Origin of the sequence: Lentzea sp. NPDC006480 (genome assembly GCF_040611995.1) — a bacterium.
Taxonomy (GTDB): Bacteria; Actinomycetota; Actinomycetes; order Mycobacteriales; family Pseudonocardiaceae; genus Lentzea.
Genome location: NZ_JBEXPJ010000226.1, coordinates 1 through 12,378, shown reverse-complemented (window position 1 = coordinate 12,378; position 12,378 = coordinate 1). Strand labels below are relative to the sequence as shown.

The window sequence follows — 12,378 nt, the reverse complement described above, 5'->3', positions numbered from 1 at the left end:
TCGCGTACCCCTCGGCCCACTCGAAGTTGTCCATCAACGACCAGCAGAAGTACCCGCGCAGGTCCACACCCGCGGTGATCGCCGCATGCGCGGCCCGCAGGTGCGAGGCCAGGTACGACGTGCGGTCCTCGTCGTCGACACCCGGCTGGTCCGGGTACGCGGCACCGTTCTCGGTGATGTACAAGGGAATCGCCGGGTAGTCCTGGTGCACGCGCAGCAGTACGGACGTGAGCCCGTCCGGCCGCACCTCCCAGTCCATGTCCGTGCGCGGCGCGTCGTCCCTGCGCGGGAACGACAGCTGCGGGACCCCGATCCACGGCGACGGGCCGGGCTCACCGGGGGCGGCGCTGACGTAGTGCTCGGAGTAGTAGTTCACGCCGAGCATGTCGAGCGGCGTCGAGATCACCGCCAGGTCGCCGTCCTTGACCAGTTCGGAGAACCCGAGCGGCGCCAGGTCCTCCACCACGTCCGCCGGGTAGCTCCCGCGCAGCAACGGGTCGAGGAAGATCCGCTGCTGCAACCCGTCCAGCCGCCGTGCCACGTCCAGGTCGGCCTCGGAAGCGGGGTCGGCCGGGATGATCGGGTACATGTTGAGCGTGATCCCGGCCTGCTTGCCCGCGTCGCGGATGACCTTCGCCGCCAGCCCGTGGCCCAGCAGCAGGTGGTGCACCGCGGCCGCGGCGGCGGACGGCTCGGTCCGGCCAGGAGCGTGGATTCCGGCGGCATAACCGAGAAACGCCGAACACCACGGCTCGTTCAACGTTGTCCAGGTGTCGATTCGATCGCCCAGCGCCTCGACTGTCGTCTGGGCGTAGTCGGCGAACCGGAACGCGGTGTCGCGCGACGCCCACCCACCGAGATCTTCCAGCTTCTGCGGCAGGTCCCAGTGGTAGAGCGTCGGCCACGGCTTGATCCCGTGCTCCAGCAACGTGTCGATCAGCCGCCGGTAGAAGTCGAGCCCGGCCTGGTTCACCGGGCCGCCGTCCGGGCGCACGCGCGGCCAGGCGATCGAGAACCGGTAGGCCTGCAGGCCCAGGTCGGCCATCATCCGCACGTCCTGCTCGACCCGGCGGTAGTGGTCGGCACCCGGCTCGCCGGTGTGGCCGCCCACGATCTTGCCCGGTACGCGGCAGAACGCGTCCCAGATCGAGTCGGTCCGCCCGTCGACGTCCGTGGCACCCTCCACTTGGAACGCCGCCGTCGCGGCGCCCCACAAGAACCCTTGCGGGAAAGCGATGTCCTCCACCTTCACCCCTTCACAGCACCCTGCATGACACCCGCGACGATCTGCCGCCCGAGCACGAGGAAAACGATCAGAACCGGAACAGTCGCCAGAGTGGTTCCGGCGAGCACGAGCGAGTAGTCGACGTAGTAGCCGCTCTGCAGCTTCTCCAGCGCCACCTGGATCGTCGGGTTGTCGGCGTTCAGCACGACCAGCGGCCACAGGAAGTCGTTCCAGGACTGCATGAACGTGAACACGCCGAGCATCGCGGCGGCCGGCCGGGCGGCGGGCAGTGCGACGTGCCAGAACGTCCGCCACAGGCTGCAGCCGTCCATCCGCGCCGCCTCGACCAGCTCGTCCGGGATGGCGTCGACCAGGTACTGCCGCATCCAGAACACCCCGAACGCGGTGACGAGGTTCGGCACGATCACGGCCTCCAGCTCGCCGGCCCAGCCGAACTCCGCCATCGCCATGTACAGCGGGATGATCCCGAGCTGCGTCGGCACCGCGAGCGTCGCCACCACGAACAGGAACAGCACGCTGCTGCCCCGGAACCGCAGCTTGGCGAAGGCGAACCCGGCCAGCGTCGACAGCAGGACCACCGAGAGCGTCACCGTGCCGGACACGATGAAGCTGTTGGCCAGCGACTTCCAGAACGGGATCGTGTCGAGCACCCTGGCCGCGTTGGAGAAGAAGTTCCCTCCGGGGACCAGGGTGAAGTCCCCGGTCAGCGCCTCGTTGTCCCGGCTCGCCACCAGGAACGAGTAGTACAGCGGGAAAGCCGAGCCGAGCACGAACGCGGCCAGCACTCCGTAGACCACAAAGGATGGACGCCTCATCGCACCGTCTTCCTCGTGAGCCAGAAGTTGAGCCCGGCGACCAGAATGACGATCAGGAACAGCATCCAGGCGATCGTCGACGCGTAACCGAGGTCGAACTGCTGGAAGCCCGACTGGTACATGTAGAGCACGACGGTCTGGTACTGGTGCACGGACCCGCCGCCACTGCCGCCGGCGGGCTCGAAGAGCTTCGGCTCGGTGAAGATCTGCAGCCCGCCGATCGTCGACGTGACGATCACGAAGATCAGCGTGGGCTTGAGCATCGGCAGCGTGATGCTGAAGAACCGCCGGATCGGACCGGCGCCGTCGACCACGGAGGCCTCGATCACCTCACGCGGGATCGCCAGCATCGCGGCCAGCACGATCAGCGCGTTGTACCCGGTCCACCGCCAGTTGACCATCGAGGCGATGGCGACGTGGCTGCCGAACGTGCTGGCCTGCCAGTCGATCGCCGGCAGGCCGACCGTCGTGAGCACGTCGTTGACGAGGCCGTACTGCGGCCCGAACAGGTTTCCGAAGATGATCGTCAACGCGACCATCGACGCGACGTAGGGCAGCAGCACGCCCATCCGCCACCCCGTCTTGCCCCGCAGGTTGGCGCTCAGCAGAGAGGCGAGCAGCACCGCGATGACCAGCTGGGGGATGGTCGACAGCAGGAAGATGCTGAACGTGTTGAACAGCGCGTTCCAGAACTGGCTGTCGCCGAGCAAGGTCACGTAGTTGTCGGCGCCGACGAACTTCGCGTCGTCCGCGCCCAGTTCCCAGTCGAACAGCGACACGTAGGCCGTGTACAGCAGGGGGAACACGCCGATGGCGGCGAAGAGCACGAAGAACGGGGCGACGAACAGGTAGGGGGAGACTTTGGTGTCCAGTGTGGACAGACGGTACCGCGGGCGGGTCTCCTCGACCCGCTCGCGGTCCGGCCGTGTGAGCAAAGCCGTCACTTGGCGACCTTCTGTGCCTCCGCGACGGCGGTCTTCCACGCGTCGTCCGCGCTGCTCTTGCCCTGCTCGACGGACAGCAGCGCCGCGCTGATGACGGTGTCCTGGATCTGACCGTCGGTCGGGCCCTTGTACTGCGCGGCCGTGATCTTCTTGGCCTGCGCGGCGAACAGCGCGCCGACCTTGATGTCACCGAAGTACGCGTTCGACGACTCCAGCAGAGCGGGGTCGGTGAGCGCCTTGACCTGGCTCGGGAACGTGGCCTTGGACTTGAACGCCTTGATCTGCTGCTCCGGCGCGGTCAGCCAGGCGGCGAGCTCCGCGGCCTTCTTCGCGTTCTTGCTCTGCTTCGGCACGGTCAGGTACGAACCGCCCCAGTTGCCGCCACCGCCCGGGAACGCCTCGGTCACGGCCCACTTGCCCTTGATCTCGGGGCCGCCCAGCTTCTCGATGCCACCGAGCATCCACGCGGGGCAGGTCTTCGTGGCGAACGCGCCGGCCTTGACGCCGGCCTCCCACTCCTTGCTCCACGCGGGAAGCTTCGCCGACTGTCCCTTCGCGACAGCGCCGGTGACCGCGGTCCAGTCGGCCTTGACCGCCGGGTTGGTGTCGATGACGAGCTTGTCCTGCTTGTCGAAGTAGCCGAGCTCGTGCTGGTTGTGCATGGCGTTGAAGACCTGTGCGGCGCTGTCGAACCACGCGGCGCCGTTGGCCTTCGTCATGAACTTGTCACCCGCGGCGAAGTAGCTGTCCCAGGTGGCGAACATCGCCTTCACGGACTCCGCGTCCGACGGCAGGCCGGCGTTGTCGAACAGGTCCTTGCGGTAGCACATCGCCATCGGGCCGATGTCGGTGCCGTAACCGATGAGCTTGCCGTCCTTGACCACGGCGTCGTACTTCCACTTCAGCCAGCGACCTTCCTCGATCTGAGGACCGATCTCCTTGAGGTCGTTGAACTGGCCGGCCTTCGACATCACCTGGGCGAGGTAGCCCTCTTCGATGGCCTCGATGTCGGCCAGGCCCGATCCCGCACCGAGCTTGGTGAACAGGTTCTTGTGGTGCGGATCGGCGGTGCCGGTCTTGCGCTGCGTGATCTTGACGTCCGGGTGCGCTGCCTCGTACTCCGGGAGCAGGTCCTCGTACCCGAACTCGTTGAAGGTCGCGATGGTCAGCTCGGTCTTGCCGTCCTGCGTGGCTCCGCCAGAAGACGAACAGGCGGAGGTGGTGGCGGCTAACAGCAGAAGCACGCTGACCCAACTGCGGTGGCGCACGGGAGAACTCCCTCGGTCTCGGCGGACGTTTCTGGGAGCGCTCCCAGAAGTTTCAGGGAGTGTTAACCGCACGACATAGGGGTGTCAATGGGTTACGGCTGGGTTTCCTGGGAACGCTCCCAGTTTGTTACGCGCTGACTCGTTTGATCAGAGTCGTCGGCAGCAGCAGCGACGGGGGCAGCCCGTCCTCACCGTTGAGCTCGGCCAGCAGCCGCCACGTCATCGTGCGGCCGAGCTCCTCGACGTCCTGCCGGATGGTGGTGAGGGGCGGGCTCGCGGTCGACGCGAACACCGAGTCGTCGAACCCGATCACCGCGACGTCGTCGGGGATGCGCTTGCCGTGCGCGTGCAGCACCTGCAACGCGCCCAGCGCCATGATGTCCGCCGCGACGAACACCGCGTCGAGGTCGGGAGTCTTGCGCAGCAACTGTTCCATCGCCTCGGCGCCGCTCTCGGGCGTGAAGTCGCCGTGGACGACCGGGCCGGTCTTCTTGGCCTCGCTCAGGCCCCGCCTGAACCCGCTCAGCCGGTCGGCGCCGACGGCCATGTCCTTCGGCCCGGCGACCGTGCCGATCTTCTTGCGTCCCAGCGAGATGAGATACCGCGCGGCTTCGAGCCCGCCGGTGAAGTTGTCGGAGTCGACGAACGGGACGGTGGTGGTGCCGAGCGGCCGTCCGCCGGACACGACCGGCAGGCCGAGCTCAGCGAGCATCGGCACCAGCGGGTCGTCGCCGTGCAGGCTCACCAGCAACGCGCCGTCGACGTGGCCGCTGCTCAGGTACGCCACCAGGTCGCTGGTGTCGGACGGCTGGCTCATCATCAGCAGCAACTGCATGTGGCGGCCGGTGAGCTCGGCGTGCACACCCCGCAGCACGCCCGCGAAGAACGGGTCGGACAGCACCCGGCCGGACGGTTCGGACACCACCAGCGCGATGGCGTTGGCCCGGTTGCCGGCGAGGGCGCGCGCGGCCTGGTTCGGCGCGTAGCCCAGCTCGGCGATGGCGGCGTGGACGGCCTCGCGGGCCTTCGCGCTGACGTACTGCTCGTCGTTGATCACGCGCGAGACGGTCGACTTCGAGACCCCGGCGACCCTCGCGACTTCTTCGATGCGGGGTCCGGGACGTCGTTTCGCCGTCTCGGTCATGCGCTCATCTTAGAGAACACCGAGTTTGGTCACGGTGATCGGCTCGTGCGTGTCGCTGGGGGCGGTCAGATCCGTCAGGTCGGTCAGCTCAGGCGGCTTGGCCCAGCCATGATCTCCGGTGCATCCGGGTTCTCCCTCTGTGCGGCGGCGGGAGTCAAGTTTCCAAGATCGTCCGCACAAATTCCGCACAGCCGCCGCGAGTTCTGGCACCATGCCCCCCGAGGAGGGTCAGTGCGGTATCGGCTTCTTGGGCCACTGCAGATCTGGCGTGGGGGCGTCGAACTGCGGCTGGGCGGGCCCCGGCAACGGGCGTTGCTCGCGGCGTTGGCCCTGCACGTCAACGAGACTGTCAGCTTTGAACACTTGAGTGAAGCGGTGTGGGAATCTCCGCCTGCGGCACCGGAGTCGAACATCCGCACCTATGTGGCGGCGTTGCGCAAGCTGGTGCTCGACGACCTGGTCACCGTGCCCGGCGGGTATCGGCTCAAGGTGCCCGCGGACGAGGTCGACGTCCACGTCTTCGAGCTGTGGTGCGCAAAGGGCGACGAGGCGTTGCGGCAAGGGGACCACCGCGAGGCCGTAAGACACTACGAGCAAGCGCTCGCGCTGTGGCGGGGTCCGGCGCTCGACGGCCTCACGGTCGGGGCGCGGCTGGTCGCCGAGCTGACGTTGCTGCAGGAACGCAGGCTGACGGTCGCGGAGCAGCACGCGCGGCTCGCCATCGAGCTGGGCCAGGGCGAGCGGCTGATCGGGGAGCTGCGGAGGCTGACGAAGCAGTTCCCGTTGAGGGAACAGCTGTGGTTGCAGCTCATGCACGCGTTGCAACGCGCGGGCAGGCCGGCCGAGGCGTTGCAGACGTTCGAGGACCTGCGAGTGCTGCTGGCCGACGAGCTGGGTACTGATCCGGGCTCTGAGCTGCGCGAACTGCACGCGAAACTGCTGCGCGGCGACGAGCCCAGGCCCGCGTTGAACACCCTGCCGCGCGACGTCGCGGACTTCACCGGGCGCGCTGCCGAGATGCACCGGCTGACCAGGGCCGTCACCGGGCGGTCGGCCGTGGTGATCTCCGCGATCGACGGCATGCCGGGTGTCGGCAAGACGACGCTCGCCATCCACCTGGCGCACCGGCTGGAGTATCCGGACGGTCAGCTGTTCATCGACCTGCACGCGCACACCGCGGGCCGCCAGCCCGTGGAGCCGACGGACGCGCTCGACGTGCTCTTGCGCGCGCTCGGCCTGGAGGAGATCCCGGTCAGCCTGGACGAGCGGGCCGCGTTGTGGCGGCTGGAGCTGTCCAGGAGAAAGCTGCTGGTCGTGCTCGACAACGCGGCGAGCGCGGACCAGGTGCGGCCGCTGCTGCCGGGCATGCCGGGGTCGTTGGTGCTGGTCACGTCACGTGCGCGGCTCGTCGAGCTGGAAGGCACTTCGACGCTCACGCTGGACGTGCTGTCCGAAAGCGAGGCCCTGCAGCTGTTCGCCACGATCGTCGGCGACGAACGCGGCACGGACGAGGCTGCCCGTGAGGTCGTCGAGCTGTGCGGCAGGCTGCCGCTGGCCGTGCGACTCGCCGCGGGCCGGTTGAGGTCACGGCCCACCTGGACCACCGCACATCTCGCGACGCGGTTGCGCGAGGGACGATTATCCGAACTGGACGCCGTCTTCGCGTTGTCGTTCGGCCAGTTGCCGGACGGCCACCAGCGGCTGTTCGCGTTGCTGGGCCTGCACCACGGCACGGACTTCGACGTCGACCAGGCCGCGGCGCTCGGCGAGCTCGACCTGCTGGAGTGCGACGGCATGCTGGAGGACCTCGTCGACGTCCACCTGCTGGAGGCGACGACGCTCGGCCGGTACCGGATGCACGACCTGCTGCGGCAGTACGCGCAGTCCAAGGTGGACAGTTCGCGCGAGCCGCTGACCCGGTTGCTCGACCACTTCCTCGACACCGCGAACCAGGCGACGCGGCTGATGTCGCCCGCGGCCCGCAAGTACGAGGTCGACATCACCTACCGGCCGCAGTCGCGGCTCGTGCTGCGCGACTACGACCACGCGGTCGAGTGGCTGGAGACCGAACGCCAGACGCTCGTTGCGGCCGTTGCGCTGTCGTTGGACGGCGACTGGCGTACACACACGTGGCAGCTCGCGCGCGCGTTGACGTTCTTCTGCATGGTGCGCGGCCACACGCGTGACTGGGCGACGATCAACGAGCTGGCGCTGGAAGCCGCGAAGGACGATCCAGCCGCGACCGCGATCACGACCAAGAACTACGCGATGGTCTTCTGGCAGACCGCGCGCTACCAGGACGCGATCTTCTACAACGAGCGCGCGATCGAGATGCTCCGCGAGCAGGGCGACCTGCAGGGCGTGGCCGGCACGCTGAACAACCTGTCGCTGGTCTACCGGACGCTGGAACGTCACGCCGAGGCCGCTGACCTGCTGGAACAGGCGATCACGGTGGCACGGGAGCTGGGCGACCGGCACCTGGAGTCGCAGGCGATGAGCAACGTCAGCAACATCTACCGCGCGCTCGGCCGCTACGACGAGGCGCTGGAGGCGTGCAACGGCGCGCTCAAGCTCATGCGCGAGATGGGCAGCCGTCGCGACGAGGCCGACACGCAGAGCGCGCTCGGCATGATCCTGCACGCGATGGGCAGGCACGACGAGGCGCTCGACGCGTTGAACTCGGCCCTCACCGCCGTGCGCGCGATCGGCGACGTCACGACCGAGACGGTGGTGCTCAACTACCTCGGCGAGGTGCTGACGGTCGCCGGACGTGCCGCGGAAGCCTTGGTGCCGTTGCGCGAGGCGTTGGAGCTGGCGGAACGGATCGACGACCGGCGCGAGGCCGCGAACGCGCACAAGCACCTGGCGAAGGCGGTCGCGGATCCGGCCGAGGCGGCTCGGCACGCGAAGGAGGCCGAGGAGAGGTTCGCGGCGCTAGGTTCCGACTGACCGCGGCCCTGGCGTGCCGCCCGCCAGCACCGCACCGCGCGGCAGGCCGTCCCGCAGCAACGGCAACAGCTTCGGGTGCTTGCTCATGAGCACCGCGGCGGTGCCGTTGCGCTGCTGGACCCGGCGGCAGAAGTGCGGCGACAGCGGCACTCCCAGGTACGCCTCCGCCCTCGGTCCGTAGACGACGCGATCTCCAAGCCCGCACCACGCGGCGGCCACCGGCTGACCGTCCGCCCAGAGGTAGCCCTCCACGTACACCGCGCCCTGCAGCCGCCCGGCCTCGCTGAAGGCCACGCTGAACGCGACCTGCGGCGCCAGGCGGGTGTCGGCGTCGGCGAACCACCACGTGCCGACGTCGAGCACGAGGCCTTCCACGCTCGCGTGCGCCCACTCGGAGTCGTCGACGAGCGTGCGGAACGGTGCCTCCAGCTCGGCGAGAGCCGCGGTGAGCTCCTCCACCCGCTCATGGTGCGTCCAGTCGGCCGAACGCGCTGCCCGGCGTGGAATAACTTCACCCGGTGCGGGCCGTCCACATGCGACGGTCGACGAGCTCGGTGCCTGGACGGACCTAGCTGATGGTGACGTTGATCGTCACCTGGACGGAGCCCGCGGTGCCCGTGATCGTGCCGTCGCCCGCCTTCGGACCGGCCTGCAGGCGGGCCTTGAACGTGATCGTCTGACCCGGCGCCAGCGTCTGGCCGCCGGTGCAGGTGACCGTGCCCTTGCCTGCCGGGCAGCCGACCGACCCCTCCGGCACCTTGCCCGGTCCGACCGTCTTGACCTTGTCCGGCAGGTTCAACGTCAACGTTGGCACCTCGGCCGGCGCGGTGCCGTTGTTCGTGATGCCGATCGTCATCTCGTCGGGCGGGCCGTTGGTGGTCATGGCGATGTTGCTCGGCGCGCTCCCGGAGAACTTCGGTGATCCGGCGGGACCGGGGACCGTTGTCGTGGGTGCGGCGGGGCCGTTGGTGCCGCCCTGCTCGGTGCCAGGCGTGCCGGCACCCGCCGTGGTCGCGGTGGGCGCGACACCGGAGGTCGGCGTGGAGCCGGACGACCCGACCGGTGCCTGCCCGGTCGTGGTGATCGTCGTGATCACCGGGGCGGCGCCGGGAGGAGCGCTCGGGTCGTTGTTGTTCGAGGTGACCACCCCGGAACCGGCGACGATCACGACCGCGGCGGCCGACGCGGCCACGCCGATCCACGACGACGCGCTGAGGGAGATCGCCGCGCCCTTGGTCGCCGCGGCGGCCAGGTACCCGGCGGTGCCCGTGCCGAGCACGATGGGCGCGACGAGTCCGCGCAGCGCACCGTTCACGTCGGCCAGTTCGCTGGCGAGCTTGCGGCATTCGGCGCAGTCGTCCATGTGCGAGTCGAGCTGGACGGCCTCGCGTCCCTTGAGCCCGCCCCGCGTCCACGCGCCGAGCTTCGTCACCGTCGCGCGGCACCGTTCGGCCGGCTCCTGGGCCACGTGCGCCTGCAGGAACGCCTTGCGCAGCCCTTCGCGCGCACGGAACGCCATCGCGGAGACGCCGTTCGCGGTGAGTCCCAGCAGCGGCGCGATCTCGCCGGGTGACTGGCCTTCGATCGCGGTGTGCCACAGGACCGTCTGCCAGCGCTCGGGCAGCGACGCGAACGCCGACGCCGCCAGCGCCTGGTCCAGGTCCTCGACGGCCTTGTCGCGGAACGGCACGCTCGTCGCCTTCGTGGCGCCGGGGACTTCCTCGACGTTGCCGGCGAGCTCGAGCCGTTTCTCCTTGCGCGTCCGGTCGTAGGCCGCGTGCCGCACCGCCGTCAGCAGGTACGGCCGGAACGCCGCGCCGGGACCGCCGCCGGTGCGCAGGGCGGCGAGGACCTTGGCGAACGCGTCCGACACCAGGTCGTCCGCGTCCGACGTCGACGACGACAGCTGCATCGCGAGGATCGTGGCGGCGCGCACGTGGCGTTCGTAGAGCTTGCCGTAGGCCTCGACCGTTCCGTCGCGCACGGCATCTATCAGGTCGGCGTCCGACGGCGGTCGCCCACGCTGCCCGATCAAAGAATGCCGCCTTACGTCATGCTCACCACTGATACGCGGACCCTATCGAGATGACTCAACACGAACAATCCACGCATCCGAACCTGATGTAATAAAAGAGGTTTAGGGCGGGCCTAAGTCTTGACCAACACAGGTCCGATGGCCCTGGCGCGTACTTACGTTGCCTGCCGTGACGGACTTCCTGACCCCGGTGCGCGTGGCGGTGCCCATCGAGCGGCACAGCCTGCTCTCCGACCGCCGTGCCCTCGCCCTGGTCACGCCCGACGCGGACGTGACGTGGCTGTGCCACCCCTCACCGGACTCGCCGGCGTTGTTCGCCGCGCTGCTCGGCGGTTCCGGTCATTTCTCGGTGCGGCCGCAGAAGGAGCAACTTCCACTGGGCCAACGGTATGCACCGGGCACGATGACGGTGCAGACGCGCTGGACGGGTCTGTGCGTGACCGACCATTTGGCGTCAAGTCTGGTGCGGACGGTCGAAGGGCGGGTGCCTGTTGTCGTGGAGTTCGCGCCACGCCCGGATTTCGGCCGTGCCCCCGTGGTGCTGGAACAGGTCGCCGATGGGCTGCGGGTGGCCGGCACGCCGATCCTGCTGCGGTCGCCCGGTGTGGACTGGCAGATCTGCGAGGGCACCGCGACAGCTGTGATCACCCCACCTTTCGTGCTGGAGCTGGAGTTGGGTTCTCCGTCCGAAGTGGACACTGATTGGCCCGATTGGTCAGCGTCGTTGCGACTTCCGGCGGTCTGCCCGGAGCTGGCGCTCCGGTCCGCACTTACGTTGCGTGCTTTGTGTCATCGCGACACCGGCGGGGTGCTCGCGGCGGCCACGACGTCGTTGCCCGAGCAGATCGGCGGCGTCCGCAACTGGGACTACCGCTACTGCTGGCTGCGTGATGCGGCCTTGACCGTGCAAGCGCTGGTGTCGCTCGGGTCCTTCGCCGAGGCAACGGCTTTCGTGGACTGGTTCTGCCGGGTGCTCCTGTCGGTTCCCGGTCCGGAACTGCTGAGTCCGCTCTACACCGTGCACGGCACCGCGCTCGGCCCGGAGCAGGTGATCGACAGCCTGCCCGGCTACGCGGGTTCCGGACCGGTCCGCGTCGGCAACCTCGCCGACTCGCAGGTGCAGCTGGACGTGTTCGGCCCGATCGCCGACCTCGTCCACGACCTGGCGCTGGCCCAGGGATTCCTGTCCGATCGTTCCTGGGACGTCGTCGTCGCGATGGTGTCGGCCGTGTCGCGGCGCTGGCACGAGCCGGACCACGGCATCTGGGAGGAACGCCACCTGCCGCGCCACCGCGTCTACTCCCGCGTGATGTGCTGGCAGACCCTCGACCGCGCGATCGGTCTGGCGTCCCGGTTCGGCCGCCCGCTCGATCCCGCGTGGCCGGCGCTGCGCTCGGTGATCGCCGCCGAGGTGCTGGACCGAGGCTGGAACCCGGACGTGGGCGCCTTCACCACGGCCTACGACGGCACCGATCTCGACGCCGCCTCGCTGCACGTCGGCCTGTCGGGCCTCCTCGACCCGGCCGACCCGCGGTTTCACGCCACGGTCGTCGCGGTCGAGGAGACCCTGCGCAGCGGCCCGACCGTCTACCGCTATCTGCGCGACGACGGCCTGCCGGGCGACGAGGGCGGGTTTCACCTGTGCACGGCTTGGTTGATCGAGGCGTATGTGAAGGTCGGCCGCCGCGCTGATGCCGAGGAGCTGTTCGAGAGCTTCGTCCGGCTGGCCGGGCCGACCGGACTGCTGTCCGAGGAGTACGACCCGGTCGCCGAACGATCCTTGGGCAACCACCCGCAGGCCTACTCCCACCTGGGCCTGATCAGGTGCGCCCGGCTGCTGTCAGGTTGATTCCAGGGGAGTGCCTCCCGGCGGTCGAGCTCACGGCTGTCACGTACTCAATCGCTGCAACCCACAGCGACGTCACGTCGTGTGTCTTATAAACGACTAAACTCGGCGTGGTGGGGGTGGAAACGACT

8 protein-coding genes and 1 pseudogene are annotated in these 12,378 nt (G+C 68.9%); 2 read left to right on the top strand and 7 right to left on the bottom strand.

Features of this window, described 5'->3' with window-relative positions; all coding sequences use genetic code 11:
* The 5 genes from ABZX92_RS42595 to ABZX92_RS42575 all read right to left on the bottom strand — a co-directional run.
* A partial coding sequence (locus tag ABZX92_RS42595) for a GH1 family beta-glucosidase (protein WP_355571327.1) occupies positions 1-1,246 on the bottom strand: 1,246 nt, incomplete at its 3' end.
* Between the two features lie 2 nt (positions 1,247-1,248).
* Positions 1,249-2,061: a carbohydrate ABC transporter permease gene (locus ABZX92_RS42590; protein WP_355571325.1), complete on the bottom strand. Its 813-nt coding sequence runs from the start codon at positions 2,059-2,061 to the stop codon at positions 1,249-1,251.
* Positions 2,058-3,005, bottom strand: a complete 948-nt coding sequence (locus ABZX92_RS42585; RefSeq protein WP_355571323.1) for a sugar ABC transporter permease — start codon at positions 3,003-3,005, stop codon at positions 2,058-2,060. Before ABZX92_RS42585 ends, ABZX92_RS42590 begins: the two co-directional genes overlap by 4 nt.
* Positions 3,002-4,243 carry an ABC transporter substrate-binding protein gene (locus tag ABZX92_RS42580; protein ID WP_355571329.1) on the bottom strand — a complete coding sequence of 414 codons (1,242 nt, stop codon included), beginning with the start codon at positions 4,241-4,243 and terminating at the stop codon, positions 3,002-3,004. The genes ABZX92_RS42585 and ABZX92_RS42580 overlap by 4 nt, the downstream gene beginning before the upstream one ends.
* A 157-nt stretch (positions 4,244-4,400) precedes the next feature.
* Positions 4,401-5,417 (bottom strand): LacI family DNA-binding transcriptional regulator, encoded by a 1,017-nt coding sequence (locus ABZX92_RS42575; protein ID WP_355571321.1) that lies wholly within the window; start codon positions 5,415-5,417, stop codon positions 4,401-4,403.
* A 231-nt stretch (positions 5,418-5,648) separates the two neighbouring features.
* Between ABZX92_RS42575 and ABZX92_RS42570 the strand changes: the two genes are divergently transcribed.
* Positions 5,649-8,366 carry a BTAD domain-containing putative transcriptional regulator gene (locus ABZX92_RS42570; protein WP_355571319.1) on the top strand — a complete coding sequence of 906 codons (2,718 nt, stop codon included), beginning with the start codon at positions 5,649-5,651 and terminating at the stop codon, positions 8,364-8,366.
* On the opposite strand, the gene ABZX92_RS42565 is transcribed toward ABZX92_RS42570, so the two are convergent.
* Both ABZX92_RS42565 and ABZX92_RS42560 read right to left on the bottom strand, forming a co-directional pair.
* On the bottom strand, positions 8,352-8,825 hold the full coding sequence (locus ABZX92_RS42565; protein ID WP_355571317.1) for a hypothetical protein: 474 nt from the start codon (positions 8,823-8,825) through the stop codon (positions 8,352-8,354). The two genes, ABZX92_RS42570 and ABZX92_RS42565, sit on opposite strands and share 15 nt — an antisense overlap.
* 109 nt (positions 8,826-8,934) lie before the next feature.
* Positions 8,935-10,350 (bottom strand): sigma-70 family RNA polymerase sigma factor, encoded by a 1,416-nt coding sequence (locus ABZX92_RS42560; RefSeq protein ID WP_355571315.1) that lies wholly within the window; start codon positions 10,348-10,350, stop codon positions 8,935-8,937.
* Between the two features lie 250 nt (positions 10,351-10,600).
* Between ABZX92_RS42560 and ABZX92_RS42555 the strand changes: the two are divergent.
* Positions 10,601-12,250: pseudogene (locus ABZX92_RS42555) on the top strand (trehalase-like domain-containing protein); the annotation flags it as partial.
* Between the last annotated feature and the right edge of the window lie 128 nt (positions 12,251-12,378).